The sequence below is a fragment of the Kribbella monticola genome, assembly GCF_003261635.1.
In the GTDB taxonomy this organism is placed as follows: domain Bacteria; phylum Actinomycetota; class Actinomycetes; order Propionibacteriales; family Kribbellaceae; genus Kribbella; species Kribbella monticola.
Window position 1 is genome coordinate 506,132 of sequence record NZ_QFXK01000031.1, and the last position, 25,339, is coordinate 531,470.

The 25,339-nt window shown below is 68.3% G+C and carries 29 protein-coding genes; 15 read left to right on the top strand and 14 right to left on the bottom strand.

Features of this window, described 5'->3' with window-relative positions:
• Nucleotides 1-5: 5 nt before the first annotated feature.
• The 3 genes from DIZ26_RS21815 to DIZ26_RS21825 all read left to right on the top strand — a co-directional run bounded on the left by DIZ26_RS21815 (nucleotide 6) and on the right by DIZ26_RS21825 (nucleotide 2,553).
• Complete coding sequence (locus DIZ26_RS21815; protein ID WP_112244311.1) at nucleotides 6-1,121, top strand: aromatic ring-hydroxylating oxygenase subunit alpha; 1,116 nt, start codon at nucleotides 6-8, stop codon at nucleotides 1,119-1,121.
• An 85-nt stretch (nucleotides 1,122-1,206) separates the two neighbouring features.
• Nucleotides 1,207-1,734: a SigE family RNA polymerase sigma factor gene (locus DIZ26_RS21820; RefSeq protein ID WP_112244313.1), complete on the top strand. Its 528-nt coding sequence runs from the start codon at nucleotides 1,207-1,209 to the stop codon at nucleotides 1,732-1,734.
• 3 nt (nucleotides 1,735-1,737) lie between these two features.
• The gene (locus tag DIZ26_RS21825; RefSeq protein ID WP_112244315.1) at nucleotides 1,738-2,553 is read left to right on the top strand and encodes a hypothetical protein; all 816 of its coding nucleotides are present in this window, start codon (nucleotides 1,738-1,740) and stop codon (nucleotides 2,551-2,553) included.
• A gap of 30 nt (nucleotides 2,554-2,583) precedes the next feature.
• On the opposite strand, the gene DIZ26_RS21830 is transcribed toward DIZ26_RS21825, so the two are convergent.
• Genes DIZ26_RS21830 through DIZ26_RS21845 form a run of 4 tightly spaced genes read right to left on the bottom strand, consistent with a single transcriptional unit; the run spans nucleotide 2,584 to nucleotide 6,020 of the window.
• Nucleotides 2,584-3,615, bottom strand: coding sequence for a 4-hydroxy-3-methylbut-2-enyl diphosphate reductase (locus DIZ26_RS21830; protein ID WP_112244317.1), 1,032 nt, complete (start codon nucleotides 3,613-3,615; stop codon nucleotides 2,584-2,586).
• Between the two features lie 48 nt (nucleotides 3,616-3,663).
• Nucleotides 3,664-4,314 (bottom strand): response regulator, encoded by a 651-nt coding sequence (locus DIZ26_RS21835; RefSeq protein ID WP_112244319.1) that lies wholly within the window; start codon nucleotides 4,312-4,314, stop codon nucleotides 3,664-3,666.
• Complete coding sequence (locus tag DIZ26_RS21840; protein ID WP_198676206.1) at nucleotides 4,311-5,567, bottom strand: sensor histidine kinase; 1,257 nt, start codon at nucleotides 5,565-5,567, stop codon at nucleotides 4,311-4,313. Before DIZ26_RS21840 ends, DIZ26_RS21835 begins: the two co-directional genes overlap by 4 nt.
• Before the next feature lie 36 nt (nucleotides 5,568-5,603).
• Entirely contained in the window at nucleotides 5,604-6,020 is a 417-nt protein-coding gene (locus DIZ26_RS21845) for a hypothetical protein (protein WP_198676207.1), read from the bottom strand.
• 385 nt (nucleotides 6,021-6,405) lie between these two features.
• Here DIZ26_RS21845 and xseA point away from each other — a divergent pair, with 385 nt between their 5' ends.
• The 4 genes from xseA to DIZ26_RS21865 all read left to right on the top strand — a co-directional run bounded on the left by xseA (nucleotide 6,406) and on the right by DIZ26_RS21865 (nucleotide 9,434).
• On the top strand, nucleotides 6,406-7,623 hold the full coding sequence (gene xseA / locus DIZ26_RS21850; protein WP_112244321.1) for an exodeoxyribonuclease VII large subunit: 1,218 nt from the start codon (nucleotides 6,406-6,408) through the stop codon (nucleotides 7,621-7,623).
• Complete coding sequence (locus tag DIZ26_RS21855; protein WP_112244323.1) at nucleotides 7,613-7,864, top strand: exodeoxyribonuclease VII small subunit; 252 nt, start codon at nucleotides 7,613-7,615, stop codon at nucleotides 7,862-7,864. Before xseA ends, DIZ26_RS21855 begins: the two co-directional genes overlap by 11 nt.
• 10 nt (nucleotides 7,865-7,874) lie before the next feature.
• Entirely contained in the window at nucleotides 7,875-8,375 is a 501-nt protein-coding gene (locus DIZ26_RS21860; protein ID WP_112244325.1) for a GNAT family N-acetyltransferase, read from the top strand.
• A 207-nt stretch (nucleotides 8,376-8,582) separates the two neighbouring features.
• Nucleotides 8,583-9,434, top strand: coding sequence for an EamA family transporter (locus DIZ26_RS21865; protein ID WP_112244327.1), 852 nt, complete (start codon nucleotides 8,583-8,585; stop codon nucleotides 9,432-9,434).
• 48 nt (nucleotides 9,435-9,482) lie between these two features.
• Here the strand turns inward: DIZ26_RS21865 and DIZ26_RS21870 are convergent, their stop codons facing one another.
• Nucleotides 9,483-10,142: a TetR/AcrR family transcriptional regulator C-terminal domain-containing protein gene (locus DIZ26_RS21870; RefSeq protein WP_198676208.1), complete on the bottom strand. Its 660-nt coding sequence runs from the start codon at nucleotides 10,140-10,142 to the stop codon at nucleotides 9,483-9,485.
• A 71-nt stretch (nucleotides 10,143-10,213) separates the two neighbouring features.
• Between DIZ26_RS21870 and DIZ26_RS21875 the strand changes: the two genes are divergently transcribed.
• On the top strand, nucleotides 10,214-11,692 hold the full coding sequence (locus DIZ26_RS21875; RefSeq protein ID WP_112244331.1) for an FAD-dependent monooxygenase: 1,479 nt from the start codon (nucleotides 10,214-10,216) through the stop codon (nucleotides 11,690-11,692).
• A 22-nt stretch (nucleotides 11,693-11,714) separates the two neighbouring features.
• Here the strand turns inward: DIZ26_RS21875 and DIZ26_RS21880 are convergent, their stop codons facing one another.
• The gene (locus DIZ26_RS21880) at nucleotides 11,715-12,350 is read right to left on the bottom strand and encodes a TetR/AcrR family transcriptional regulator (protein WP_112244333.1); all 636 of its coding nucleotides are present in this window, start codon (nucleotides 12,348-12,350) and stop codon (nucleotides 11,715-11,717) included.
• A gap of 41 nt (nucleotides 12,351-12,391) precedes the next feature.
• Here DIZ26_RS21880 and DIZ26_RS21885 point away from each other — a divergent pair, with 41 nt between their 5' ends.
• Both DIZ26_RS21885 and DIZ26_RS21890 read left to right on the top strand, forming a co-directional pair.
• Nucleotides 12,392-12,991 (top strand): flavodoxin family protein, encoded by a 600-nt coding sequence (locus tag DIZ26_RS21885; RefSeq protein WP_112244335.1) that lies wholly within the window; start codon nucleotides 12,392-12,394, stop codon nucleotides 12,989-12,991.
• Nucleotides 12,991-13,311, top strand: a complete 321-nt coding sequence (locus DIZ26_RS21890; protein ID WP_112244337.1) for a DMT family transporter — start codon at nucleotides 12,991-12,993, stop codon at nucleotides 13,309-13,311. Before DIZ26_RS21885 ends, DIZ26_RS21890 begins: the two co-directional genes overlap by 1 nt.
• On the opposite strand, the gene DIZ26_RS21895 is transcribed toward DIZ26_RS21890, so the two are convergent.
• Nucleotides 13,308-13,973, bottom strand: coding sequence for a nucleotidyltransferase family protein (locus DIZ26_RS21895; protein WP_112244339.1), 666 nt, complete (start codon nucleotides 13,971-13,973; stop codon nucleotides 13,308-13,310). The two genes, DIZ26_RS21890 and DIZ26_RS21895, sit on opposite strands and share 4 nt — an antisense overlap.
• A 120-nt stretch (nucleotides 13,974-14,093) precedes the next feature.
• On the bottom strand, nucleotides 14,094-14,732 hold the full coding sequence (locus tag DIZ26_RS21900) for a DUF4245 domain-containing protein (protein ID WP_112244341.1): 639 nt from the start codon (nucleotides 14,730-14,732) through the stop codon (nucleotides 14,094-14,096).
• A gap of 68 nt (nucleotides 14,733-14,800) precedes the next feature.
• Here DIZ26_RS21900 and glpX point away from each other — a divergent pair, with 68 nt between their 5' ends.
• Genes glpX through DIZ26_RS21915 form a run of 3 tightly spaced genes read left to right on the top strand, consistent with a single transcriptional unit; the run spans nucleotide 14,801 to nucleotide 17,270 of the window.
• Nucleotides 14,801-15,835 (top strand): class II fructose-bisphosphatase, encoded by a 1,035-nt coding sequence (gene glpX / locus DIZ26_RS21905; RefSeq protein WP_112244343.1) that lies wholly within the window; start codon nucleotides 14,801-14,803, stop codon nucleotides 15,833-15,835.
• A complete protein-coding gene (locus DIZ26_RS21910) occupies nucleotides 15,832-16,785 on the top strand; it encodes a carbohydrate kinase family protein (RefSeq protein WP_112244345.1) in 954 nt (317 codons plus the stop codon). Before glpX ends, DIZ26_RS21910 begins: the two co-directional genes overlap by 4 nt.
• Nucleotides 16,782-17,270 (top strand): hypothetical protein, encoded by a 489-nt coding sequence (locus DIZ26_RS21915; RefSeq protein WP_112244349.1) that lies wholly within the window; start codon nucleotides 16,782-16,784, stop codon nucleotides 17,268-17,270. Before DIZ26_RS21910 ends, DIZ26_RS21915 begins: the two co-directional genes overlap by 4 nt.
• Here DIZ26_RS21915 and DIZ26_RS21920 read toward each other — a convergent pair.
• Together DIZ26_RS21920 and DIZ26_RS38620 are read right to left on the bottom strand one after the other, a co-directional pair.
• A complete protein-coding gene (locus tag DIZ26_RS21920) occupies nucleotides 17,267-17,935 on the bottom strand; it encodes a FadR/GntR family transcriptional regulator (protein ID WP_232828505.1) in 669 nt (222 codons plus the stop codon). The two genes, DIZ26_RS21915 and DIZ26_RS21920, sit on opposite strands and share 4 nt — an antisense overlap.
• Before the next feature lie 98 nt (nucleotides 17,936-18,033).
• A complete protein-coding gene (locus tag DIZ26_RS38620; RefSeq protein ID WP_269815399.1) occupies nucleotides 18,034-18,168 on the bottom strand; it encodes a hypothetical protein in 135 nt (44 codons plus the stop codon).
• A gap of 81 nt (nucleotides 18,169-18,249) precedes the next feature.
• Here DIZ26_RS38620 and DIZ26_RS21925 point away from each other — a divergent pair, with 81 nt between their 5' ends.
• Complete coding sequence (locus tag DIZ26_RS21925; RefSeq protein ID WP_232828506.1) at nucleotides 18,250-19,596, top strand: 2-isopropylmalate synthase; 1,347 nt, start codon at nucleotides 18,250-18,252, stop codon at nucleotides 19,594-19,596.
• A 196-nt stretch (nucleotides 19,597-19,792) separates the two neighbouring features.
• On the opposite strand, the gene DIZ26_RS21930 is transcribed toward DIZ26_RS21925, so the two are convergent.
• A complete protein-coding gene (locus tag DIZ26_RS21930) occupies nucleotides 19,793-20,518 on the bottom strand; it encodes a DUF1707 SHOCT-like domain-containing protein (RefSeq protein ID WP_112244353.1) in 726 nt (241 codons plus the stop codon).
• 140 nt (nucleotides 20,519-20,658) lie between these two features.
• Here DIZ26_RS21930 and DIZ26_RS21935 point away from each other — a divergent pair, with 140 nt between their 5' ends.
• The gene (locus tag DIZ26_RS21935) at nucleotides 20,659-22,323 is read left to right on the top strand and encodes a fumarate hydratase (RefSeq protein WP_112244355.1); all 1,665 of its coding nucleotides are present in this window, start codon (nucleotides 20,659-20,661) and stop codon (nucleotides 22,321-22,323) included.
• A gap of 343 nt (nucleotides 22,324-22,666) precedes the next feature.
• Here DIZ26_RS21935 and DIZ26_RS37510 read toward each other — a convergent pair whose 3' ends face one another.
• The 3 genes from DIZ26_RS37510 to DIZ26_RS21945 all read right to left on the bottom strand — a co-directional run bounded on the left by DIZ26_RS37510 (nucleotide 22,667) and on the right by DIZ26_RS21945 (nucleotide 25,290).
• Entirely contained in the window at nucleotides 22,667-22,828 is a 162-nt protein-coding gene (locus DIZ26_RS37510; protein WP_157979776.1) for a hypothetical protein, read from the bottom strand.
• Between the two features lie 372 nt (nucleotides 22,829-23,200).
• Entirely contained in the window at nucleotides 23,201-23,893 is a 693-nt protein-coding gene (locus DIZ26_RS21940; protein ID WP_112244357.1) for a DUF402 domain-containing protein, read from the bottom strand.
• A complete protein-coding gene (locus DIZ26_RS21945; protein WP_112244359.1) occupies nucleotides 23,890-25,290 on the bottom strand; it encodes a class II fumarate hydratase in 1,401 nt (466 codons plus the stop codon). The genes DIZ26_RS21940 and DIZ26_RS21945 overlap by 4 nt, the downstream gene beginning before the upstream one ends.
• Nucleotides 25,291-25,339 lie beyond the last annotated feature (49 nt).

A 25,339-nucleotide genomic window follows, 5' to 3' on the forward strand; every position in this document is an offset into this window, starting at 1 on the left:
GGCGAATGGCGAACGCACCGGTCGATCCCGTCGCGCTGGCGGCAACACTCCGCCCCCACGGCGAGTCCGTCATGCTCCCTCAGGCGGCCTACACGGACCCCGCGGTACTGGCCTGGGAGCGGCGAAACTTCTTCGCAGCGCACTGGACCTGCCTAGGTCGCGTCGACGAACTGGCGGCCGGTACGACGCATCGCGCGACCGTCGTCGGCGACGTGCAGGTGCTTCTCACCTTCGGCGACCGCCCGCGCGCCTTTGCGAACACCTGCCGCCATCGCGGCCACGAGCTCCTGCAGCAAGGCGAATCAGGTCGCCATCATGCGGTCGTCTGTCCGTACCACGGCTGGTCGTACGAGTTGGGCGGCGCGGTGAAGGCGGCACCGCGGATGGGCGAGTCGTTCGACCCCACGCCGTACAACCTGGTGGAGCTTCCGAGTGAGGTGTGGCAAGGCTGGTACTTCGTCAACGCCCTTGGTACGGCGCCCGCGTTCACGGAGCACCTCGGCGGAATCACCAGCCTGGTCGCGCCGTACCAGCCGGAACAGTTGACGTTGAAGGCTCGGCACAGCTACGAAGTGGCCTCCAACTGGAAGACGATCGTGGAGAACTACCACGAGTGCTACCACTGCCCGTTGATCCACCCTGAGCTCTGCAAGGTATCGCCACCGAACTCTGGCGACAACTGGAACCTCCCCGGCGCCTGGGTCGGCGGACTGATGGACCTCAGACCAGGAGTCGAGACGATGTCGCTCGACGGGCGATCGCTCGGGATCCCGCTGCCAGGTGTGGATCCACGGACCGTCAACTACCTGGGCCTCTTCCCGAACCTGCTGATCTCGCTGCACCCGGACTACGTAATGACGCACCGGCTGGAGCCGCGCGCACCCGGGCTGACCGGGATCGAGTGCTCCTGGTACTTCCCGGCGGAGGTGACCGATCCGTCGTACGCCGTCGAGTTCTGGGACGTCACCAACCGCGAGGACTGGGCCGCCTGCGAGTCCGTCCAGCGCGGCGCCGAGTCCCCACACTTCCGGCCGGGTCCGCTCGCCCCGGCCGAGGACGCCGTCTACCAGTGGGTCACCATGGTCGCTCGCGGTTACCTGGGCAAGAGCCTGTCACCATGAATCTCCGGCCGCGACTCAACCTTTCCGGTGGCCAGGCTCATCGGAGTAGGTGACCGCGGCAGGACTACTGGGGGTAGGGACGACAATGGATCCAGGGCTGGACAAGGAGTTTGCGAGCTTCGTCGACGGGCGGTTCACCGCTCTGCGGCGGTTCGGCTACCTGCTCACCGGTGAGTGGCACTTGGCCGAGGACCTGGTCCAGACGTCCCTGACCAAGGTGTGGTTCAAGCGCAAGTCCCTGCGCAGCGCGGCCGCGCTGGAGAGCTATACCCGCACGGTGATGGTCAACACCAACATCCAGTGGTGGCGGCGCAAGTGGAGGGGTGAAGCGCCCACCGAGGTGCTGCCTGAGCCGCCGGCGGCTCCCTCGCAGTACGGCGTGGTCGACGACCGCGACCAACTGCTCCGGGCGCTGGCCGAGCTGCCCAGACGGACCAGGGCCGCACTCGTACTGCGGTACTTCGAAGATCTGCCCGATGCGGAGGTCGCACAGATCATGGGCTGCTCCAGCAGCACGGTCAAGAGCCACATCTCCCGCGGCCTGGCCCGGCTGCGGGAGCACCACCTCCTGACCGACCTGCCGTCGACCGCGTCCACCCGAAAGGAGGGCTGAGCCATGACCGACGAGCTCAAGCACAAGTTCGAGCAACTGGTGGCCGATGCGCCGCCGCCGACCGGCGTACCGAGTGAAGGCGTCTTCGAACGTGTCCGAATCGTCAAGCGCCGCCGCAGGGCGACGGCCGGCATCCTCGCCACCGCCGCCGTCGTGGCCGCCGCGATTGCCGCCGGCAACCTGACCGGCCTCAACTCGGCCCCCGCCCCGGCCACCAACACCCCCGGCCCGACGCCGATCGTCACCGGGCCGCCGACGATCAAGCCGAGCAGTCCGATCACCAGGACGACGATCGCCGGCTCGGTCAACACGTTGCCGCCGGTGCAGAACTCCGCAGACAAGCCCTCCGGCGACCCGTCGTCCCCGACCACTCAGTCGTCGTCCCCGGACAAGACCGGCCTCGCGGCCCCACCCGGCCCCTACCAGCTGAACTTCAGCTTCACGACCTCGACCGACGGTCTGACCGGGCGAATCAACATCACCGCCACTGGCAGCGTGCTGGCACCGGTCTTCGAGGAGGGCGGCAGTGTCACCAGCAGCAAGTTTCACGACAACCTGCTGTACTCCGAGTACTGGTGGGGCGACGGCACGCATGTCGAGGAGGACAAGTACGGCGGGATGTTCTGCCCGCAGCCGGATCAGCCTGCGACGATGAAGAAGGTCACCGGCCAGGGGGTCCGGCCGATGACGCACAAGTACGCCAAAGCCGGCAGCTACCAGTTCGCTTACCGGGTCACCTACTGCACGCCTTCGGGGCCGGTGAAGTTCGCCCGGGCGTGGGACATCACCGTCTTCGACCCGGCCTCGCCGAAGCCCTAGGAGAGGAAGTTGTAGAAGCCGTGGTACTGGTCAGGCGTGGTCCGACGTTCCGGTCGTGGCCATTCCCGCGGCTTTGAGATCGGTGCGGAGTTCGCGGGGGAGGGAGAAGACCAGGCTCTCCTCCGCGGTGGTGACCTCCTGGACCTCGGCATATCCGCGCTCGGCCAGCCAGCTGAGTACATCGCGGACCAGGAGCTCCGGCACGCTAGCGCCGCTGGTGACGCCGACCGAGTCGACCCCTTCGAGCCACGCCTCGTCGATCTCGGCGGCGTAGTCGACCAGGTAGCCCGCCTTGGCGCCGTGCTCGACGGCGACCTCGACCAGGCGGACCGAGTTCGACGAGTTGCGTGAGCCGACCACGATCATCAGGTCCGCCTCGGGGGCGAGCTTCTTCACCGCCGCCTGACGGTTCTGGGTGGCGTAGCAGATGTCGTCGCTGGGCGGGTCCTGCAACTTCGGGAACCGCTCGCGCAACCGGCGTACGGTCTCCATCGTCTCGTCCACCGACAGCGTGGTCTGGGACAGCCAGACGACCTTCTCCGGATCCCGGACGACGACGTTCGGTACGTCGCTCGGTCCGTCGACCAGGTGGATGTGCTCCGGCGCCTCGCCGCTGGTCCCGATCACCTCTTCGTGACCCTCGTGACCGATCAGCAAGATGTCGTAGTCGACGGCGGCGAACCGCTTCGCCTCGTGATGCACCTTGGTGACCAGCGGGCAGGTGGCGTCGATCGTCTTGAGCTGCCGCGCGGCGGCCTCCTCGTGGACCACCGGGGCGACGCCGTGGGCGGAGAAGATCACCGTCTGCCCCTCGGGCACCTCGTCGGTCTCGTCCACGAAGATCGCACCGCGTGCCTGCAGGGTCTGGACGACGTGCTTGTTGTGCACGATCTCCTTGCGCACGTACACCGGCGGTCCGTACAGATCGAGCGCCTTCTCGACCGCCACCACGGCCCGGTCGACGCCCGCGCAGTACCCCCGCGGCGCTGCGAGCAGCACCCGCTTGGTCTTCAACGCGGTCGAGGTACCAGTGGTCTCAGGTTGGGCAGTCACGACCCCCATCGTACGGGCCTCGAGCGAACCACCCGACGGGCGTGGCCCATCTCACGGCTACTCCGCGTCAGCGCCGCCAGGCGTCAGGAGCCGCCGCTTGAACGCCTCGGCGACGGCTGCGGCCCGGTCGCTCACGCCCAGTTTCGCGTAGATGTTGAGCAGGTGGCTCTTGACCGTCGCCTCGCTGATGAACAGCTTGGCGGCGAGCTCGCGGTTGGTGTTTCCGGCGGCGACGAGCTCGAGTACTTCGAGTTCGCGCTGGCTGAGCGGACCGGCCTCCGGCGTCCGGACGCGGGTCATCAACCGCGTCGCCACCGACGGCGACAGCACCGACTGCCCCTGGGCAGCAGCCCGTACGGCGCGCAGCAGCTCGGCGCGCGGCGCGTCCTTGAGCAGGTATCCGGTCGCACCCGCCTCGATCGCCGGTACTACGTAACTGTCCGTGTCGTACGTCGTCAGCACCAGGATCTTGGCCGGCACACCTCGCGCAGCCAGTTCCTTGATCGCCGCCAGGCCATCCATCCCCGGCATCCGCAGGTCCATCAGAATCACATCGGGCCGCAGCGCCACCGCCAACTCGACCGCCTCGGCCCCGTCCGCCGCCTCCCCCAGCACCTCGAACCCAGGATCGCGCGCAAACATCCCACTCAGCCCGTCACGCACGACCGGGTGATCATCGACCACCAGCAGCTTGATCGGCTCGCTCATCTGTCGGCTCCGGTGATCGGGATGCGGGCGGAGATCGCCGTACCGGCTCCTGGTTCGGACTCGATCTGGAGATCTCCTGACAGCGCCTCGATCCGTTCCCGCATCGCCACCAGGCCGAAACCGCCTTCGCTGGTTGATGGTTGCCCGATTCCCTGACCGTCGTCGCGAACATCGAGCGCGACCGCGTCCTCCAGATACGACAGGGTCACGCCGACCCGGCTCGCCTTCGCGTGCTTGGCGACATTGGCCAGTGCTTCCTGCGCAGTACGAAGCAGGGCGACCTCGGCGTCGGCCGGCAACGGCCGCGTAGTACCGGTTGTTGTCACCTCTGCCTCGATTCCGTGCAACTTCGACCACCGCCCAGCAACACCGGCGACGGCCTCGCTCAACCGCTCCGCCTCGAGCCCCGTTTGGTTCAACGGCTCCGGCCGCAAGGCATGCACCGACCGGCGCGCCTCCCGCAAGCTGTCCCGCGCCAACTGGGTCGCCGCGTCGACATGTTTGTGCCAACTTGCCCGATCCGCATCCTCCGTCGCCTGCAACTGCGTGATGATCCCGGTCAACCCCTGCGCCAGCGTGTCATGAATCTCCCGCGCCATCCGCTGCCGCTCATCCAGTACGCCGGCCTCGCGAGCCTGGTCGAGCAGGCGCTGATGCAGTACCGCGTTCTCCGCCAGCGTCGCCTCCAGCCGCCTGTTCGCCTCACTCACCTCAGCCAGCGCCTGGTCCCGTACGTCGTTCTGCCGGGCACCGCGCCAGGCGTACCAGGCATATCCGCACATCGGCAGGATGTTGGCCGCGAGGACGGCGAAGTACCCCAGGAGTCCGAAGGTGGTGCTCTTGTCGACCGAGGCCGCCTGAGCTGTCCCCGCAACGGCCGCCGCCCCTGCCACTCCGGGAATCAACCATGGCCACCGGAGCACCCTGAAAACGAGGAAGAATGCCGCCGGTGCGAAGCATCCGAACCACGGTGCCCGCACCACGAGAACCGCCCAGATCGCGAGCAGTCCGGCGAAGAACACCACCATCGACGTCGTTCGCTCCCGGGCGGCCGGGCGCAGGGTGAACATCCCCAGCAGCCACAGAGCCGCCAGCGCGCTGAGGCCGAGATCGACCCGCAGGTCGTGCCCGGACCGGACGAACGCGGTGAAACCGGCGAGCAGCCCCAGCAACACATACGGCACCACGGTCACCATCGGCGACCACACCCGCGGCCTGACAGTCGTCACGCGAGCGGACTCTGGTGACGTCATGCCATCCTCCCTCGGTCAGCGCCGGGCAGTTCGACATTACCTGGCGGCGAAGACCGACCGCAGATGCTTGCCATTGACAACGACCACCACGCCGATCAACAGCAGGCCACAGACGCCCTGCTCGATCTTCAACCAGGCCGGAAAGCTGCCGGGGATCGCGATGATCACCACGATCGCCACCACCATGATCGCCGACACCAACCGCAGCCGCAGGAAAGCCCGCCCCGACCCTCGCGCCGCCCGGGCCGCGAACGCAGCCATCAGCAGCGAACTCGCCACCACGATGCTGGTCCGCACCCAGACCGGTGTCGTCACCATCGAATGGTGGTTCCGCAGCAGCGCAACCGCCACCAAGGTCAGCACGCTGAGCGCCAGATAGCCGCCGATCAGCCCTTTGAACGTCCGAAACGCAGCCCGCGTCGACGGCCCGTCGATCTCCGTTGTGGTATTCACCTGAGTCCTTCCTCGCTGAATACCCCAACTGTCGCCGACCGCCTACCCCGCGCGCATCAACCGACCAGCCGGTTCTGTCAACCAACCGATCGGCTGATCCCACCCGCCGCGCGGAACCTTGCCAAAAGCAAGAAAGGAGCCGCCCGCCCTGTCCGGGCGGCTCCCCTAGGAGGTGTTCCACTACGTCAAGAATGCGTCCCGAATGCCTTCCACGCAAAAGGTTTTCAAGCATCGCTCCCCCAAACCATCGACAACGAACTCCCGATTTGCCTCGAAGCCGGCAGACACATCTGCACATCGGAGAAAGTACTGGTGTTTGGTGGTCGGCGGCGCGTTGTCCACAGGCCTGACCTGGACTGTCGGTGCGGCACCGTAGAGTCGCGGGGTGGCTTTGGAGACTTCACCGGATGCGCCGGCAGCCGTTCGCACGATTGCGAACGGCATCGCCAGTTGGATCAACCAGCTCGGCGCCGTCTGGGTCGAGGGGCAGCTGACGGACGTCTCGATCGGGCGCGGTACAACCACCGTGTTCGGCACGCTGCGCGACACCGACGCCGACATCTCGCTGCGCTTCACCTGCAACCGGCGCGTGTTCGAAGCGGTCGATCCGCCCGTCACGGACGGCTCGCGAGTGCTCGTCAACGCGAAGCCCAACTTCTTCGCCCGCCGCGGAACCCTCGCGCTGGCGGTGAGCGAGATCCGCCACGTCGGTATCGGCGAACTGCTGGCCCGCATCGAGCGCCTGAAGCAACTCCTCGCCGCCGAAGGCCTCTTCGCGGCGTACCGCAAGAAGCCGTTGCCGTTCCTGCCCCACACGATCGGCCTGGTCTGCGGCCGCGACTCGGCGGCCGAGCGCGACGTACTGGAGAACGCCAAGCGCCGCTGGCCTGCCGTCGCCTTCCGCGTCGAGTACGCGTCGGTCCAGGGTCCGGCCGCGGCGGGCGAGGTGATGACCGCGCTGCGCCGGCTCGACGCGGACGAGGCGGTCGAGGTGATCGTGATCGCCCGCGGCGGCGGCTCCCTCGAAGACCTGCTGCCGTTCTCAGACGAAGGCCTCATCCGCGCGGTGTCCAAGGCCCGTACGCCGGTGGTCAGCGCGATCGGGCACGAGCCGGATTCGCCCTTGCTCGACCTGGTCGCCGACCTTCGCGCCTCGACTCCGACTGATGCGGCGAAGCGGATCGTGCCCGACGTCCGCGAGGAGCTCGACGGCGTCCGGCTGCTCCGCGAGCGTGGACTCCGGGCGATCACCGGCTGGCTCGATCGGGAGACGCACGCGCTCGCCGCGATCCGGAGCCGCCCGTCGCTGGCCGCTCCCACGACCGACCTGCAACGCCGTTCGGACGAGATCGCTGCCTTGCTGGACCGCAGCCGGCGGACCTTGACGCACCGGCTCGACCGGGCCGGAGACGATCTGGCTCATCGGCTCGCGAGCGTGCGAGCCCTGTCGCCCAAGGCGACCCTCGAGCGCGGGTACTCCGTGCTCCAGCTGGCCGACGGCACCGCCGTACGGGAAGTCGGGCAGGTGTCGCCCGGTGATGTGCTGAACGCGCGGGTCAGCGACGGCCGGTTCGACGTGGAAGTGCAGCAAGATGGCAAGTGACCGCAAGCCCCGAGGAGAGCAAGTGACCGCCGATCGACCCGAGATGTCCTACGAGCAGGCCCGCGAGGAACTCGTCGAGGTGGTCCGCAAACTCGAAGCCGGCGGCACCACCCTGGAAGAATCCCTGGCCCTGTGGGAACGCGGCGAGGAACTCGCCGCCACCTGCCAGCAATGGCTGGACGGCGCCCGCAAACGCCTAGCCGAAGCCCAAGCCGCCCACACCGAAAAGAAACCCGACTGACGGCGCCCCCATGCTGACCGTCCGCGCAGCCCAACCCACCGACCTGTATGCGGCGGCCGTGGCTCGGGTCGCCAGTTGGCGCGGAGCGTTCACCGGCCTTGTGCCACAGGACTTTCTCGATGCGATGGACCCGGCGAAGATCGCGGCCGGGTGGACGGAAAGCATCACCGCGGGCCGTTCCCGCCTGTACGTCGCGGCAGCGGCCGACGGAATCGTCGGCTACTCAGGCGTGGGCCCCGCCAGGGAGGGACCAGCCGGCGTCGGCGAGCTCTACGCACTGTTCGTCCACCCGGATTGGTGGGGCACCGGCGCCGGTCGCTTGCTGACCGACGCGGCGATCACCGATCTCGGCGGCAAAGGTTGCACCGAGGTCTGGCTCTGGGTCCTTGAGGCCAACACCAGGGCCCGCGCGTTCTATCAGCGCTACGGCTTCACCGAGACACCAGCACGCACCACCTCCAGCCTCGCGAACCTCCCCGAGCTACGCCTGACCCTCGATTTGCCGGCCTAGTACCAACCGCAGGGACGAGCCGCTGAAAAAACGGTTCGCCAGCTGAGTCGACGCGTTGCTAGCGTCGCGGACGTGCATCGGATCATCACTCCCCCGGCCGCCGCTTAGCGGACGGCCGACCTCAGCGCGCCCAGGTTTCTGACCTGGGCTTCTTCGGGCTGTTCGCAGACGCCCCGACCTCTTCCTGCGAACACCCTGGAGTGTCTGATGCATCACCGCGTCGCGCCGTCGTCGGCGCGCGGTCTCCTGTACGTGGCACTGGCCGGAATCGCCTGGGGCACTGGCGGGCCCACCGGCGCCTTGCTCTTCCAAGGCAGCGGCCTGAACTCGACAGCGATCTCCTTCTGGCGCCTACTCGGCGGTGCCGTCTGGCTGGCTGCCGCCAACCGCCTGCTCCGCCGCGGCCGGATCGCACACCAGTTCGCGGCCGACCCGCTGCGCTACCTCCTGAGCGGTCTAGGACTGGCTGTCTGCCAACTCGGGTACTTCGCCGCCATCCCACGAGTCGGCGTCGCCGTCGCCACCGTCATCTCACTCGGCGTCGGCCCCCTCTTCATTGCTCTGGGCGCTCGCGAGCGCATCACCGCCTCGTTGTTGATCGCGGTCCTCGGGCTGGCTCTTCTTGTCTCCGATGGCGCAGGCCCCGGCGGTACGTCGATCGCCGGCGTCGCCTTCGCACTCCTCTCGGGAGCCGGCTACGCGCTCACCACCCTGCTCAATCGCGACCAGCAAGACCCCATCACCAGCGCTTTGCTCGGCTTCACCTCGGGCGCGCTCATCTTGTTGCCGTTGGCAATGACAAAGGGAATCACCGCGGCACCGGCCAGCTGGCCTTTGCTCGCGTACTTCGGTCTCGTACCGACCGCACTTGCTTACGCCCTCTTCTACACCGGACTCAGAGCGATCCGCGCGTCCACCGCCGCCGTCATCGCCCTGATCGAACCACTCCTCGCCGCACTCATCGGCGTACTCGCGCTCCACGAGCACCTGGCCCCCGTCAGCCTCATCGGCGCGGCCGTACTCCTCACCGCGGTCCTCCGCCAAGCCCGCCGCGAGTAGCTGCCGTCGGAGCTCATCGCGTACGGCGTACTCCGGGGCTCTTCAGGTTCAGATGCCGGTGGTGGCGCGGATTCCGGCCAGGATGACGCGCAAGGCGTGGTTGAACTCCTCGTCCGGATCCGTGCTGAAGAGGTCGCCCACCATCTGCACCGTCAGCGGATAGCGCTCGCTGTCGATCTCCGCGGCCAGCAGGTCGGGCCGGTACGGGTTGCCATCGGGGTACTCGATGCCGGCCCTGGCCTGCTCCTCGATGACGAAACCGATCGTGTAGTGCAGCAGGATCGGGAACACCCGAGCGGCCTCGCGGATCGAGAAGCCGGCGTCCTCGAGCGTGCGCAGGGTCAGTTCCGTCACGCGCCACAGGGACTCGTCGCTGATGCTGGTACCGGCCATCACGCGGGCGCCGTCGCGGTAACGCAGCAGGGCGGAACGCAGGCGGCCGGCCAACTCCACCAGCCAGTCCTGCCAGTCCGTCTCGCGCCGTGGCGCCTCGAGTCCGTGCACGGCAGAGACGAACAACGCCCGAGCCATGGCATCGAGCAGCTCCCGCTTGTTCTTGACGTGCCAATAGAGCGCCGGCGCCTGGACGTCGAGCGCCGCGGCCACCTTGCGCATCGTCAGCCCGTCGACGCCGGACTCGTCGAGCAGCTCCAGCGCGGCGGTGGCAATCATTCCGGCGTCGAGTTTCGCACCTGTTCCTGGTCTCACCTTGACACCTTAACAACGTTCTGCTCTCCTTAACATCGTTAAAGAAAATCTAACACCGTTAAGGAGTCGTCATGGAGACAACTCAGGTGGTCATCGCCGGCGCCGGACCGACCAGGCTGATGCTGGCCGGCGAGCTGCGGCTGGCCGGGATCGAGGTGGTCGTGCTCGATGCCCTGCCGGGCCGGAGCGGCGAATCCCGCGCGGGCGGCATCCACGCCCGGACCATGGAGCTGTTCGACCAGCGCGGCCTGCTCGAGCGCCTGCTGCCACAGGGCCGAGCGATCCAGGCAGGCCATTTCGCGGGCCTGCGCCTGGACTTCAGCGACTTCCCCACCCGCTATCCGTTCACGCTCGGCATCGTTCAGGCCGCGATCGAACGTGAGCTCGACGACTACGTCACCGACCTCGGAGCCAAGGTGCGCTGGGGATCACCGATGGTCGGATTCCGCCAGGACACCACGGGGGTCGAGGTCGAGACCGGCGGCGGCGATCGGATCCGGTGCGAGTTTCTGGTCGGCTGCGACGGCGGTCGCAGCGCAGTACGGAAGCTCGCCGGGATCGACTTCAGCGGCACCGACGCGACCATGACCGGCCTGCTGGCCGACGTCGAGCTCGCCGATCCGCCGGCGGACACGGTCTTCTCCCGACGCCGGGGGCCTGGTGACTTCTCGGTGATGGCCTTCCAGCCCGGCTGGTACCGGTTGATGGTGCAGCGACACGACCGCGTCCTCGACCGTGCCGCTGAGCCGGATTTCGAGGCTTTCCGCGAGTCCTTCGTCGAGGTTGCCGGCACCGACTACGGCATGCACAGCCCGCGGTGGGTATCGCAGTACGGCGACACCGCACGTCAGGCCGACCGTTATCGCGAGGGCAGGGTGTTCCTGGCCGGCGATGCCGCCCACATCCACTACCCCGCCGGCGGCCAGGGACTGAACACGGGAGTCCAGGACGCCGTCAACCTCGGCTGGAAGCTCGCGACCGTACTGCGCGGCGAGGCCTCCGACGATCTCCTCGACACCTATGCGGCCGAACGCCATCCGGTGGCTGCCCGCGTGCTGCAGAACACTCGAGCACAGACCGCGCTGTCGCGGCCCGGCCCGCACACCGAGGCGCTGCGCGAGACCTTTGCCGGGCTGTTCGACATCGCCGACGTACGCCGACAGCTCGGGCTGATGATCACGTCCCTCGACATCCGGTACGACGTCAAGAGCGATCACCCGCTGGCCGGCCGGCGCATCCCCGACGCCGACCTCCTCGTTGCCGGTGAGGCCACCCGGGTGTGCGAACTCCTGCGGACCGGACGCCCTTTGCTGCTGACATTCGGTGGACCGCCGGCGTCGTCCGTCACCGGATGGACGGATCGGCTCGACTGCGTCACCGCAGACACCCAGCAGTGGAAGGTCCCAGGTGTCGGCGACATCGCCACGCCTGCCGCCGTTCTCGTCCGCCCGGACGGCTACGTCGCCTGGGCCAGCGACGACGCCGATGCCACCGGCTCCAGCCTGAGCGACGCCCTCACCACCTGGTTCGGCCCAGCCTCGCTCACCTAGGCCATTGCGCCGGCCGAGCTACCTAGGCCAGCTGGTCAGCAAGCAACCTGGTCACCGAAGCGCGGAGGCCGGTCTGCATCCGCGCCAGGTCGAAGCCTTCACTGCGGAGGGCGTCGTGGAGATCGGCGGCCAGCGGGGCGAGGATGAAGTGAGCCGTGTAGTCCGCATCCAACTCCGGCCGCGCCTCCGCCACCAGGATCGCCAGGTGGCGGTGCCAGAGGCGGTATGAGCCGATTCGGTAGCGGGCGCCGTCGGAGGCGTTCTCGCTGTCCATGAACAGTTCGACGTGGCGGTCCAGGAGCTCCAGGTAGGCGTCGAGGAACGCGGTCACACGCTCGACAGCGGGCGCGCCCGGGCCCAGCGGCGGTGGACCGGACAGGATCTTCGCCTGGAGCTCCACCTCGCGCTCGTCCAGCAGCGCCACCGCCAGCCCCGCGCGATCGCCGAAGCGCCGGAACACCGTCCCCTTGCCGACCCCGGCGGCTGCGGCGATCGCATCGAGGGACACGTTCTTCACGCCCTGTTCGGCGAAAAGCCGTTCCGCGGCCTCCAGGACCTTCAGCCGGTTGCGGCGCGCGTCGGCCCGCTCCGGGCGTGGCTCGTCCAGCAGCGGCAGACCCGATTGAGAAACGGACCGTGGTCCGGTACTGTCCTTCATGAGACGGACTGTAGTCCGCTATAGACCTTGGAGGAAACACCATGAGTACCGAAATCGCCCGCGTCGCGATCGCCTACCACTCCGGCCGAGGGCACACCGCGAGGCAGGCCGAGGCCGTCGCGGCCGGCGCAGCCGCAGTACCGGGCGTTGTCGCCGACCTCGTCGCGCTGGACGAGCTGACCGACGAGCTGTGGGCGCGGCTGGATGCAGCGGACGCGATCATCTTCGGCGCGCCCACCTACATGGGCAGCCCGAGCGCCGTCTTCAAGGCGTTCGCGGAGGCCAGCGTCACGGTCTGGGCCGCCGACCTCGGCTGGCGCGACAAGCTCGCGGCCGGGTTCACCAACTCGAAGGCGATGGCCGGCGACAAGCTGAACACGCTCGTCGATTTCTCGGTGTTCGCGGCCCAGCACGGCATGATCTGGGTCGGCCTCGACCTGTACCCAGGTTGGGCCGAGTCGACCGCCAGCATCGAAGACCTGAACCGGCTCGGCAGCTGGCTCGGCGCGACCGCCCAGTCCGATGCCGACCTGTCCGCCGAGAAGGCTCCGCCGGAGACGGATCTGCGGACCGCCGCCTACCTCGGCGAGCGGGTCGCCAAGGTCACCTTGCGGCACCTGCGCGGTTCGCTGGCGGCCTGATGGCCTGGCTGGTCCTGATCGCGGCGGCGGTCTTCGAGATCGCCTTCGCGCTCAGCCTCAAACCGAGCGAGGGGTTCAGCCGCTTCTGGCCGACGGCCGGCGTCCTCGTCTTCGGCGTCATCTCGGTCGTGCTGCTGTCCCGGACACTCGACCGCCTGCCAGTCGGTACGGCGTACGCGGTCTGGACCGGGCTCGGCTCGATCGGCGTCGTCACACTCGGCGTACTGCTGTTCGACGAACAACTCACGCCGGCAAGAATCGCCTGCATCGCTTTGATCGTCGCAGGCGTGGTGGGCTTGCGAATCACCGGCAGCGCCTAGTGGCCGGTGCCTTCGCGGCGTCGGCGGCGGCGGTGGAGGCGGCTGCGGGTGGCGTGGATCGGGGGCATGGCGGGCGGTACGCCGCCGGGCTCGTACTGCGAGACGAGGCTGCGGTAATCGTCCCAGTTCTGGACCCGGAGCGGAACGTTGCCGATGGCATCGACTTCGGTCACCGGCCGTGGACCCTCGTCGATCAGTTTCCAGATGTCCTGATCGCGCCGCAGGGTGCGGAGTTCGCCGAACATCTCCCGGGTGAAGAAGCACGGGTGGCCACGGCCGTTGTCGTAACGGCTCACCCCGACGGGCGTGGCCACTTCGGCGACCAGCGACCAGACCGCGGCAGACGTCACGCCCGGCTGGTCCCCGAGCATCACCACCAGACCGTCCGTCCGCCGATCGACCACGTCGAGCGCGGGCACGATCGACGAGCTACCGGTGTCGGCGTGCGGGGACTCCACCACCCGCGCGCCGTCCAGGTCGACGCGTTCGCGGACCTGTTCGGACGCGGCTCCCAGCGTCACGATCAACTGGTCGAACCCGCAGTTGCGGGCGGTGTCCAGCGAGGCGCCGAGCAGTGTCTCGCCCTGATAGGACAGCAATTGTTTGGGAACGCCCAGCGTCGGCGATCCCTCGGCAGCAAGCAGCAATCCGGTGACGAACACGGCCGCCTCAGTCCCGGAGCCGGGAAGAGGGGGTGAGCATGACGGGCTCCTTCGTCGATTCGATCCATCGATCGAACAACGCCGGGCCCCGTTATGTCAACGGTGCACAACCGGGCAGAATCAGCGCAAAGTGGCCGCAAACGTTTCGAGGGCGGGATAGCCGGCATTTCCGGTCACGATCGTGGTCACCCCGGAGCCGATCAGAACAAGCGCATGTTCATCGTGCCTGTCCAGCAAGGTCTTCCGCTGCCAGACCACGCCGGCCACGGTCGACGTACCGTCGTCGGAGGTCTTGCCGAGTTCGTCGGTCTGGAAATTCTTGCCGATGACATCGGCCTGTTCCAGCCCGACATATTTCTTCTCCTTCGTGACAATGCCCAGATGCCACGTCATCGGGCTTTGCTCCGGTGCCCGGAATTCGACGCTGGTGGCGGTCCAGCCCGCCGGCATCGGATCCGGCCCGCGCACCCAGGGCGCCACCTTCTTGGCATCCTGCAGTTGCGCTGTGTATTCGACCGCACGGACCTGCTCCGGCTTCGGCCGCCAGGTGACGATCGCGAGGAACGCGACCACGATCAGGCAGGCCAGCATCGCCCAGAACATGTTGGTCAGCGTCCGCGCCTTCGCCCGGTCCGCGTTGGCCTTCTCCCGGTACGCCGCGGCTTCGGCGCGAACCCGGGCCTGCTCGGCCAGCTCCGGGGAAACGTTCTCCTCGATGCCGGACTGCGCGTGGGTCGGCTCGGATTCGGTCGGGCTCATGTCACCAGTGTCTCTTGTCGCCGAACTCGGCCGATCAGCCAGGTCGGCCGTTGGCTACGATCCGTGCCATGAGCGACCCCAGCACTCCCCCCGCCCATCTCGAGGTCGACAAGGACGCCCCCGACCGCAACCTCGCCCTCGAACTCGTCCGGGTGACCGAGGCGGCCGCGATGGCGGCGGGCCGCTGGGTCGGCCGTGGCGACAAGAACGGTGCGGACGGCGCCGCGGTGAACGCGATGCGCTCGCTGATCGGCACGGTCGGCATGAACGGTGTGGTGGTGATCGGCGAGGGCGAGAAAGACAACGCCCCGATGCTCTACAACGGCGAGCAGGTCGGCGCCGGTGACGGACCCGAGTGCGACGTCGCCGTCGACCCGGTCGACGGCACGACCCTGGTGGCGAAGGGAATGGCGAACGGCATCGCGGTGATGGCGGTCGCGCCGCGTCACTCCATGTACGACCCGTCCGCGGTCTTCTACATGGAGAAGCTGGTGGTCGGGCCGGAGGCCGCCGACCTGGTCGACATCCGGCTCCCGGTCGCGGAGAACATCCGCCGGGTCGCGAAGGCCAAGGGCTCACCGGTGGACGACGTCACCGTCGTACTGCTGGACCGGCCGCGGCACGAGGACCTGGCCGCACAGATCCGGGCGACCGGGGCGCGGATCAAGTTCATCAGCGACGGTGACGTGGCGGGTGCGGTCGAGGCGGCCCGGCCCGACACCGGGCTGGACATGCTGATCGGCATCGGCGGTACGCCGGAAGGCATCATCGCCGCCTGCGCGATGAAGTGCCTGGGCGGCCTGATCCAGGGCCGGTTGTGGCCGCGCGACGACGAGGAGCGGCAGAAGGCTCTGGACGCCGGGCACGACCTCGACCGGGTGCTCAGCACGGACGATCTGGTCAGCGGGGACGACTGCTTCTTCGTCGCCACCGGCATCACCGACGGCGAACTGCTCCGCGGCGTCCGCTACCGCCGCTCGATCGCGCGCACCCACTCGCTGGTGATGCGCTCGCGTAGCGGCACGATCCGCAGTATCGAGAGCGAACACCAGCTCTCCAAGCTGCGCGCGTACTCGGCGATCGACTTCGAGCGCGCCCGATGACGGCACCTGTCCTCGTCGTGGGCGAGGCTCTCGTGGACATCGTCAGCGGTGGTCCCGGCAATGGATCCAACGGACGCAACGGGAAGAACGGCAGCAAGGCGACGCCGGGCGGCTCGCCGGCCAACGTCGCCGTCGGCCTGGCCCGGCTGGGCCTGCCGACCGAGCTGGTGACGCGCTTCGGCACCGACAAGTACGGCGATCAGCTCGGCGCGCACCTGTTCGGCAACGGCGTTCAGTTGGCGCCCGGCTCGGTGGACCCGAACTTCCGGACCAGCACCGCGACCGCGAAGCTGGATGCGGCCGGCGTCGCGGCGTACGAATTCGACATCACCTGGGATCCGCCGGCGCTCTCGCTGTCGCGTGGTTGCCCGGCCGTGCACACCGGGTCGATCGCGACGGTCCTCGAACCGGGCGCCGCGGAGATCCGCCGATTCCTTGCCTCACTGGAGTCCGAGCCGGTGACAGTGACGCTCGACCCGAACGCGCGCCCGACGATCACGCCCGATCCCGTGAGCACCTGGGCCGCAGTACGGGAGTTGGCTGCGAATGCCGACCTGGTGAAGCTCAGTGATGAGGACTGCGAGTTCTTGCAGCCAGGGTTGTCACCCGACGAGATCGCGGCCGAACTGTTGACCGCTGACCGCACCAACTGCGTGGTGATCACCCGCGGCGGCGAAGGGGCGATTGGGGTCAGCCGTACGGCGCGCGTCGAGGTCGCCGCACCGGCGATCGACGTCGTCGACACGGTCGGGGCCGGCGACTCGTTCATGTCCGCGCTGATCGCCGGCCTGCAGTCGCGCGGGTTGCTGGGCGACGTACGGCTGAAAGGCCTTACTGAGCAGAGTTTGCACGACGTCGTCGACTATGCGGTGAAAGCGGCCGCGATCACGTGCACCCGGCACGGCGCGGATCCGCCGACCGCGGCCGAGCACCAGGCGACGTGGGGATGAGTACGGCGGACGCCTGGTCGGCCGAGTTCGAGAAGGCCGGCCGGGTCGTGTTCCCGCAACGCCGCGACCGGCTGGCGATCCGCCTCGCGGTCTTCGTTCTGCTGCTGTCGCTGTCTGTGTGGAGCAACGTCGACCACGTCGTACACGGCGACGTGTCCGGCGCGGTCGGCGTACTGCGCATCACCGCCCTCGTCGGCTTCCTCGCGGTCGTCGGCCTCACCACGTTCCAGCTCATCACTCGCCGCCCGGTGATCACCGTCGACCACAGTGGTATCCGAGTCGACCGCAAGTCCGCGGGTTTCCTGCCCTGGCAGGAGATCGCCCATATCGACGACCCCACCGGCTTCCCCGGCCTCCGCACCATCCAGCTCCGGCCGGTCGACCGCCAAACCTCCAGCGCCCTCGGCATCCCCCAGGACAACGCCCGCGACCTCCCCGAACTGGTCAGCTGGCTTCGCACGGTGCACGCTCAGCGCACGAGTTAGCTCACGCTGCTGCGGACCGCGCCGAGGTGATCGCGCGTCCTCGCCGCGGCGAGCTCGGGATCGCGGTCGCGGATGGCGTCTGCGATCGCCTGGTGGGCGGCCTGGTCATGGCGATGCCGGTGCTTGTCGTCCAGCCGCAGCATGTCGATCATGGCGCGCCGGATCCGCGGCTGGAAGCTGTCGAACAGCTCACTCAGTACGGCGTTGTGCGCCGCCGTCACGACTGATCGGTGGAAGGCCAGGTCCGCCTCGACATATCGGTCGTCCGGCGCCGTCGCTGACGCCTTCTCCCGATCCGCCAGGGTACGGCGGAAGTTCTTGAGGTCCGCCGGTGTACGCCGGGACGCCGCCAGCCGGGCCGCCTCGGACTCGATCGCCAGCCTGCCCTCGAGCACGTCGGTGATGCCCGCGCGTCGCAGTACCTGGTCCCAGTCCTCCGCGGCCTGCTGGGCGATCACGAACACACCTGCGCCCTGGCGGCTCTCCAGTACGCGCCGGCCAGCCAACTCGCGGACGGCCTCGCGGATGGTGGACCGGCCGACCCCCAACTGCGCGGCGAGCGTCGTCTCGCCGGGCAACTTCTGGCCCAGCGCCCATTCGCCGCCGCCGATCCTGCGCAGCAACTCCTCGGCGGCCTGCTCGGCCAGTGGATGGCGACGGATCATGACTGTCAGTTTACGGGGAGGGGGCTGGAAAAGTTATCAGCTTGTCTGAGGAGTTGATGCAGGGTTACGGTGGTCACATGTCCTCCCAGTCGCAGCTTTCAGCCGGTCGCGTCTCGCGCGCCGGCCTGCTTCTGGGCGGCCTGCTTCTGGGCGGCCTGCTTCTGGGGAACATCCTTCTGGGCAACATCCTTCTGGGCGGCGCGCTTCTTGGCGGCCTCCTTCTTGGCCGCCACGGCGGGAGCTGATTCGACCGGCGCCCCTCCGTGGAGTGCTGTCGTCTGCCGGTCCCGCGCTTCGAGCCGAAGGACCCACCCATGCACTGGAACCGCCAGCAACACTCCCCCATGCCCAGCCACCGCTACCGCGACATCTTCGCCAAGGTGCCGATCCCTCCGATCGACCGCGACTGGCCGGACCGCCGGATCAGCGCCGCACCGCTGTGGGTCCCCGTCGACCTGCGCGACGGCAACCAGGCCCTGGCCGATCCGATGGACCCCGACCGCAAACGCCGCTTCTTCGAGCTGATGATTGCCATCGGCTACAAAGAGATCGAGGTCGGCTACCCGTCCGCGTCGCAGACCGATTTCGACTTCGTCCGGCTGCTGGTGACCTCCGGCCTGGTCCCGCCGGACGTCACGATCGTGGTCTTCACGCCCGCCCGGCCCGAGCTGATCGAACGGACCCTCGAATCGATCGCCGGCTTCCGCGGCCAGGTGGTCGTCCACATGTACGCCGCCACCGCCCCGGTCTGGCGAGACGTCGTGCTGCGGCGTACCCGGGACGAGTTGGCCGCGTTGATCAGTGCGGGCGCGGAGCAGATCCACCGGCTGGCCGGCGACACCGTCCGGTTCCAGTTCTCGCCCGAGGTGTTCAACCTGACCGAGCCGGACTACATCCTCGAACTCGCCGACCAGGTCACCAAGATCTGGGACGCGACGGCCGAGCGACCGGTGATCCTCAATCTGCCGGCCACGATCGAAGCCGCCACGCCGAATGTGTACGCCGACCAGATCGAGTACATGGACAAGAACATCCCGCGTCGTGACGGGGTCATCTTGTCGGTGCACCCGCACAACGACCGCGGTACCGGGATCGCGTGCGCGGAACTCGCCGTCCTGGCCGGAGCGCAACGGGTCGAGGGGTGCATCTTCGGCAACGGCGAGCGCACCGGGAACGTCGACATCGCCACCCTCGCCCTCAACCTGCACGCCCAGGGTGTCGACCCGATGATGGACTTCTCCGACATCGACCGGATCCGCGAGACGGTCGAGTACTGCACGCGGATGCCGATCCATCCCCGGCACCCGTACGTCGGCGAACTGGTCTACACGGCGTTCTCGGGCACCCATCAGGACGCGATCCGGAAGGGGTTCGCGGTACGCCGGGAGGCCGGCCCGGATGCCGCGTGGGAGGTGCCTTACCTGCCGATCGATCCAGCTGATGTGGGGCGCGGCTATGAGGCCGTGGTGCGGGTGAACAGTCAGTCCGGCAAGGGCGGGATCGCGCACGTGCTGGATACGGCGTACGGCGTACGGCTGTCGGCGGACGAGGAGGCCGAGTTCGCACGACACGTGCAGCAGCACACGGACACCACCGGCCGGGAAGCGACGCCGGACGAACTCAAGAACCTGTACGAGGAGTTCGGCGGAGCCGCGAACTGACAGTCGACACCGACCGGCCGGGGTCGCGTGAAGCGACACCGGTCGGTCGGCGTCGGGTGGTGCGGCGGCAGTCGGTCGGCGTCGGGTGGTGCGGCGGCAGTCGACCGGCGTCGGGTGGTGCGGCGGCAGTCGACCGGCGTCGGGTGGTGCGGCGGCTGTCGGCCGGCCCGGTGGTGCGGCGGTGGATTGCCGGTGGTCAGTTGAGGCCGAGGCGTCTGGTGAGGCGGGGGCCTCGTTTGATCTTGATCTCGCCGAGGATGGCGGTGCCGTGGATGTGGAAGACCTTCGGCGGCCCGGGAGTGGCGTCGGGCCCGCCGGCGAACGTCGCTGATTGTTCGGCGACCGAGCCGAGGATGGGGTTGCTGTCGAGGTGGACGATCGCGTTCTGCGGAACGCGGATCTTCACATCGGCAAGGATCGACTTCACCTCGATGAAGATCTCGTCATACGGCAACTGGGCCTCGGTGTAGTCCAGCGTCACGTCACCCAGTACGGCGTTGACCTCCTGGCGCTGGGCCGGAAGCCAGGCGCCCTGTCGCTTCTGCTCGGACAGGAAGACGGTCATCACCGGCGCCGTCGCGGGAACGTTCGGCGCGTAGTGCGTCGTCGGCGCGGTGGCGGCAGCCGGTACGGCGAGGCCGTTCGGCAGGTCGGCGGTGAGCTGCACCAGTTCGCCGTACGTCTTCGAGGCGTACACCGTCTCCAGGCGCTCTTCCAGCTCCCCGTAGCTCAACCGGCCCTCGCCGGCGGCCTCGCGGAGCTTCTCGGCGACGTCCTCCCGCTCGAGATCCGAGACTCGTCTGCGCAGCGCGAGCTCGTCACCGGTCGGCGTACGCGGCGCGTACTCGCCGCCGCTCGGCGGGCGCGGCGCATCCTGCGGGCGCGGTGAATCGTTCTGCTGGGGAACCTCGTCCTGAGCCACGGCAAGACAGTACGCGCGCGGACGGTCAGCCGGGATGAGGTTTTCCCCCCGAGTGATCCCCTAGGCAACCCTGAGCTGTGGGCTCGAGACCGCTCGCTTAGGCTGGTGCAGCTCAGACCACTTGCCTGGAGGTACGCCCGGTGTCTGCCGATTTCACCTACTCCGACCTGCTCCCGCTCGGGGCCGACGACACGGAGTACCGGCTCCTCACCACCGAGGGAGTGAGCACCTTCACCGCCGGCGGCCGCACCTTCCTGCAGGTCGACCCCGCCGTACTGCGGATGCTCACCGCCGAGGCGATGCACGACATCTCGCACTACCTCCGCTCCGCCCATCTCGCCCAGCTGCGCCGGATCATCGACGACCCGGAGGCGTCCGGGAACGACCGGTTCGTCGCACTCGACCTGCTGAAGAACGCGAACATCTCGGCCGGCGGCGTGCTGCCGATGTGCCAGGACACCGGTACGGCGATCGTGATGGGCAAGAAGTCCGAGGGCGTGCTGACCAATGCCGTTGACGAGGAGTGGATCAGCCGGGGCGTGTACGACGCGTACACCAAGCTGAACCTGCGCTACTCGCAGATGGCGCCGTTGACGATGTGGGACGAGAAGAACACCGGCTCGAACCTGCCCGCCCAGATCGAGCTTTATTCGACCCCGGGCAGTGACAACCCGGCGTACAAGCTGCTCTTCATGGCAAAGGGTGGCGGGTCGGCGAACAAGTCGTTCCTGTTCCAGGAGACGAAGGCGGTGCTCAATCCGGACGGGATGATGAAGTTCCTGGACGAGAAGATCCGCTCACTCGGTACTGCCGCCTGCCCGCCATACCACTTGGCGATCGTCGTGGGTGGGACGTCGGCCGAGTTCGCGCTGAAGACCGCGAAGTACGCGTCGGCGCACTATCTCGACGCGCTGCCGACGACGGGATCGCCGGTGGGGCACGGGTTCCGGGATGTGGAGCTCGAGGAGGAGGTCTTCAAGCTCACTCAGCAATTCGGGATCGGGGCGCAGTTCGGCGGGAAGTATTTCTGCCATGACGTGCGGGTGATCCGGCTGCCGCGGCACGGCGCTTCCTGCCCGGTCGCGATCGCGGTCTCCTGCTCGGCCGACCGGCAGGCGCTCGCCAAGATCACCGCCGAGGGCGTGTTCCTGGAGCAGCTCGAACGTGACCCGGCTCGGTTCCTGCCGGACACCACCGACGAGCACCTGGCCGACGACGCCGACGTCGTACGGATCGATCTGAACCGGCCGATGAGCGAGATCCGCGCCGAACTGTCGAAGCTGCCGGTGAAGACGCGGCTGTCGCTGAACGGACCGCTGGTCGTCGCCCGCGACATCGCGCACGCCAAGATCAAGGAGCGCCTCGACGCCGGCGAGCCGATGCCGCAGTACCTGAAGGACCACGCCGTGTACTACGCCGGGCCGGCCAAGACGCCCGAGGGATATGCGTCCGGTTCGTTCGGTCCGACGACGGCGGGGCGGATGGACGCGTACGTCGACCAGTTCCAGGCGGCCGGTGGGTCCTTCGTGATGCTTGCCAAGGGCAACCGCTCGGCGAAGGTGACGCAGGCGTGCAAGGAGCACGGCGGGTTCTACCTCGGCTCGATCGGCGGCCCGGCGGCGCGACTCGCGCAGGACTGCATCAAGTCGGTCGACGTGATCGAGTACGCCGAACTCGGCATGGAAGCCGTCTGGAAGATCGAGGTCGAAGACTTCCCCGCCTTCGTCGTAGTAGATGACAAAGGCAACGACTTCTTCACCGACACCGCAAAACCAGTCCCCCTCACCATCCGCCCCCGCAGCTAGAAACACCCCACAACGGAGTTGCTGGCACGCGAAAGCGCGGCGCGGGCAGGCGCCGGGAGCAGTGTGCGACGCGCGGACGCGCGCGACACGGGATGCGCTACGCGCGGCAAGCGCGGCGTGCACCGCGCGGACGCGCGGCGCGGAAGGTGGTGGGGGCAAGTGCCGGGCGCGGGGTGCACCCGCGGACGCGCGGCGCGGTGCCGGGTGCGAGCGCATGGCGGATGCCCGCAGCACAGGTGGAATGAGAACACGAGACAGGTGCGGCGTGCGCCGCGCGGATGCGCGTGGCGTGGGGCCGGGTGCCAGCGCGTGGTGGCTGCGGTTGAGGGAACCGCGGGTGGGGTCAGCCGGTTGCGGTGGCGGTGGCTGGGTCGGGGAGTTTGCGCATCAGGTCTTTCGCGGCTCGGAGTTGGTCGGCCTCGTTGTGGCCGAAGGCTTGGAGGTACGAGCGGAGGGCTGCGCGCAGGATGCGCAGCTCCTCGTCGTTCAGTTCGATCGTGTTCATAAATCCACGGTAAGTCCGTTACCGGCGGAAAGATCCCCCCGTGACCGACTCGTTTCCGGCTTGCCCACAGCCCAGTCACCTCCGCGGCTACCTGGAGATTCCGGGGAGTTCTGCTGCTCGTTCCGGGTGCGCGGTGCTCCCCAATCCCCCATCCACCCAGCCCGCGACCTCCCTCCGGTGAAGATGACAGCGACTGGGGAGCACTGCCCACCCCGGATGAGCAGCAGAACTCCCCAACACCCAAGCAACCACCGCGGAGCGAAGGGGTATTGGGGGCGAACGAATCGACGGTGCGGAGGGGGATGACCCCGGTCCAGTACGGAAGGGGCGCGCCGCGTGATCGGAGGGGCAACCTGGCTGGCTAAGCGGGGCTCAGCCGAGCAGCTCCTCCGCGATGTGGGTGACGGCGAAGCCGGTGGGCGCCTCCGGGAGCCTGAGCAGCGGATCGGGCCGCCAGTCCTTCCACCCGTCCGCGAACGGTGACGTCCAAGCCTCGATCTCCCGTACTGCGGCATGCGCGTCGGCGACGATCCGGGCAGCCTCCTCCTCGGTGAACCGCCCGCCGACGACCGCGCCCTCCAGCTCGTCCTCGTCCTTCCACTCGATCACCCGGTCCGGAGTGATCCACAGGTCGAGCACGTAGTCGACCGAGGTGGTCCGGCGGCCGTCGAGGTCGCGCTGGTGCTCGGCCTCGAGGTTCACGTACCAGCCGAGGAAGGTCTCGTCGGCGGCCCAGAAATGCCACACCGACCACGGCTTGCCGGTCGGCGACACCTTCAGGATGCCGGTCCCGCGCCAGACGTCGAGCTTCAGCACCCGCTCCTCGACGAACATCCCGACCGGACCCGCGTGCCGCAACTCCCGCCCGTCGGTCAGCACCGGCTTGATCAGCGGCGTCCCCGGCGCGAGCCAGGCGACCAGACCGTCCTCGTCGTCCTGCACCACCGTCATCGGCCGGACGTTCGGAAGATCGGCGTGCCGGCCGACACCTCCATAGACCCATTGGATCGTCGTCCCCGGCTCCCAGTAGTACTCGACGCCCGGCAGCGCCTCCGCCGCCGTCACGCGCCGGGCCTCGTCATCGAGAGCACGTCGAGGGCGGCATCGAGCTGCTCTTCGGTCAGATCGCCCTTCTCCACATGGCCGTTCTCGATCACGACCTCGCGGATCGTCTTGCCCTGCTTGAGCGCGCTCTTCGCCACCGCGGCAGCATTCTCGTACCCGATGAAGCGATTCAGCGGGGTCACGATCGACGGCGACGACTCCGCCAGCGACCGCGCGTGCTCGACGTTCGCGGTGATTCCGTCGACGCAGCGATCGGCCAGCAGGCGCGACGAGTTGGCGAGCAGCTCGATCGATTCGAGCAGATTCCGCGCGATCACCGGCAGCATCACGTTCAGCTCGAAGTTGCCGCCGGCACCGGCCACCGTGATCGCCGTGTCGTTGCCGATCACCTGCGCCGCGACCATCAGCGTCGCCTCGCAGATCACCGGATTCACCTTGCCGGGCATGATGCTCGACCCCGGTTGCAGGTCGGGCAGCGAGATCTCGCCGAGCCCGGCCCGCGGCCCCGAACCCATCCAGCGCAGGTCGTTGCAGATCTTGGTCAGGCTGACCGCGATCGTCTTCAGCTGCCCCGACAACTCGACCAGACCGTCGCGGGCACCCTGCGCCTCGAAGTGGTCCTCGGCCTCGGTCAGCTCCAGCCCGGTCCGCCGATTCAGCTCGGTGATCACCTTGGCGGCGAAGCCCGGTGGCGTGTTGATCCCGGTGCCGACGGCGGTCCCACCAAGTGGCAGCTCGGCCACCCGGGGCAGCGTCGCCCGCACCCGCTCGGCGCCGCGGCGTACCTGGGTGGCGTAACCGTTGAACTCCTGGCCGAGCGTGACCGGCGTCGCATCCATCAGGTGCGTGCGGCCGGACTTCACCACCTCGGCGAACTCGGATCCCTTCCTGGACAGGGATTCCGCCAAGTGCTCCAGCGCCGGCAACAGGTTTGAGACGACGCCGGCCGTGGCCGCGACGTGGATCGCGGACGGGAAGGTGTCGTTGCTCGACTGGCTCGCGTTCACCTGGTCGTTCGGGTGAATCTCCGCACCGGACGACCGAGACGCCAGGGTCGCCAGCACCTCGTTCGCGTTCATGTTCGTCGACGTACCGGAGCCGGTCTGGAACACGTCGATCGGGAACTCCGCATCGAACTCCCCCGCCGCCACCCGATCCGCGGCCGCGACGATCGCCTCGGCCTGCTCGGCCGACACCACACCGAGCTCCGCGTTCACCACCGCCGCCGATGCCTTGATCTGCGCGAGCGCGTGCACGAGCGCCGGCGCCAGCGGCCGGCCGGAGATCGGGAAGTTCTCCACCGCACGCTGGGTCTGCGCCCGCCACAACGCGTCGCGAGGCACCTTGACCTCGCCCATCGTGTCGTGCTCGATCCTGAATTCCACGTTGTCACCCATACCTGCAGAGTACGTCGATCGGCCCTGTCGCCGGCGACTGATAGAACCT

What these genes read in the sequence shown, in the direction of transcription:
- glpX (WP_112244343.1), top strand. Translation starts at nt 14,801, where the DNA reads ATGAGCGACCCCAGCACTCCCCCCGCCCATCTCGAGGTCGACAAGGAC.
- DIZ26_RS21825 (WP_112244315.1), top strand. Translation starts at nt 1,738, where the DNA reads ATGACCGACGAGCTCAAGCACAAGTTCGAGCAACTGGTGGCCGATGCG.
- DIZ26_RS21900 (WP_112244341.1), bottom strand. Translation starts at nt 14,732, where the DNA reads ATGAGCCCGACCGAATCCGAGCCGACCCACGCGCAGTCCGGCATCGAG.
- DIZ26_RS21860 (WP_112244325.1), top strand. Translation starts at nt 7,875, where the DNA reads ATGCTGACCGTCCGCGCAGCCCAACCCACCGACCTGTATGCGGCGGCC.
- DIZ26_RS21830 (WP_112244317.1), bottom strand. Translation starts at nt 3,615, where the DNA reads ATGGGGGTCGTGACTGCCCAACCTGAGACCACTGGTACCTCGACCGCG.
- DIZ26_RS21820 (WP_112244313.1), top strand. Translation starts at nt 1,207, where the DNA reads ATGGATCCAGGGCTGGACAAGGAGTTTGCGAGCTTCGTCGACGGGCGG.
- DIZ26_RS21890 (WP_112244337.1), top strand. Translation starts at nt 12,991, where the DNA reads ATGGCCTGGCTGGTCCTGATCGCGGCGGCGGTCTTCGAGATCGCCTTC.
- DIZ26_RS21885 (WP_112244335.1), top strand. Translation starts at nt 12,392, where the DNA reads ATGAGTACCGAAATCGCCCGCGTCGCGATCGCCTACCACTCCGGCCGA.
- DIZ26_RS21920 (WP_232828505.1), bottom strand. Translation starts at nt 17,935, where the DNA reads ATGATCCGTCGCCATCCACTGGCCGAGCAGGCCGCCGAGGAGTTGCTG.
- DIZ26_RS21855 (WP_112244323.1), top strand. Translation starts at nt 7,613, where the DNA reads ATGGCAAGTGACCGCAAGCCCCGAGGAGAGCAAGTGACCGCCGATCGA.
- DIZ26_RS21815 (WP_112244311.1), top strand. Translation starts at nt 6, where the DNA reads ATGGCGAACGCACCGGTCGATCCCGTCGCGCTGGCGGCAACACTCCGC.
- DIZ26_RS21925 (WP_232828506.1), top strand. Translation starts at nt 18,250, where the DNA reads ATGCACTGGAACCGCCAGCAACACTCCCCCATGCCCAGCCACCGCTAC.
- DIZ26_RS21880 (WP_112244333.1), bottom strand. Translation starts at nt 12,350, where the DNA reads ATGAAGGACAGTACCGGACCACGGTCCGTTTCTCAATCGGGTCTGCCG.
- DIZ26_RS21945 (WP_112244359.1), bottom strand. Translation starts at nt 25,290, where the DNA reads ATGGGTGACAACGTGGAATTCAGGATCGAGCACGACACGATGGGCGAG.
- DIZ26_RS21910 (WP_112244345.1), top strand. Translation starts at nt 15,832, where the DNA reads ATGACGGCACCTGTCCTCGTCGTGGGCGAGGCTCTCGTGGACATCGTC.
- DIZ26_RS21875 (WP_112244331.1), top strand. Translation starts at nt 10,214, where the DNA reads ATGGAGACAACTCAGGTGGTCATCGCCGGCGCCGGACCGACCAGGCTG.
- DIZ26_RS37510 (WP_157979776.1), bottom strand. Translation starts at nt 22,828, where the DNA reads ATGAACACGATCGAACTGAACGACGAGGAGCTGCGCATCCTGCGCGCA.
- DIZ26_RS21840 (WP_198676206.1), bottom strand. Translation starts at nt 5,567, where the DNA reads ATGACGTCACCAGAGTCCGCTCGCGTGACGACTGTCAGGCCGCGGGTG.
- DIZ26_RS21865 (WP_112244327.1), top strand. Translation starts at nt 8,583, where the DNA reads ATGCATCACCGCGTCGCGCCGTCGTCGGCGCGCGGTCTCCTGTACGTG.
- DIZ26_RS21835 (WP_112244319.1), bottom strand. Translation starts at nt 4,314, where the DNA reads ATGAGCGAGCCGATCAAGCTGCTGGTGGTCGATGATCACCCGGTCGTG.
- DIZ26_RS21915 (WP_112244349.1), top strand. Translation starts at nt 16,782, where the DNA reads ATGAGTACGGCGGACGCCTGGTCGGCCGAGTTCGAGAAGGCCGGCCGG.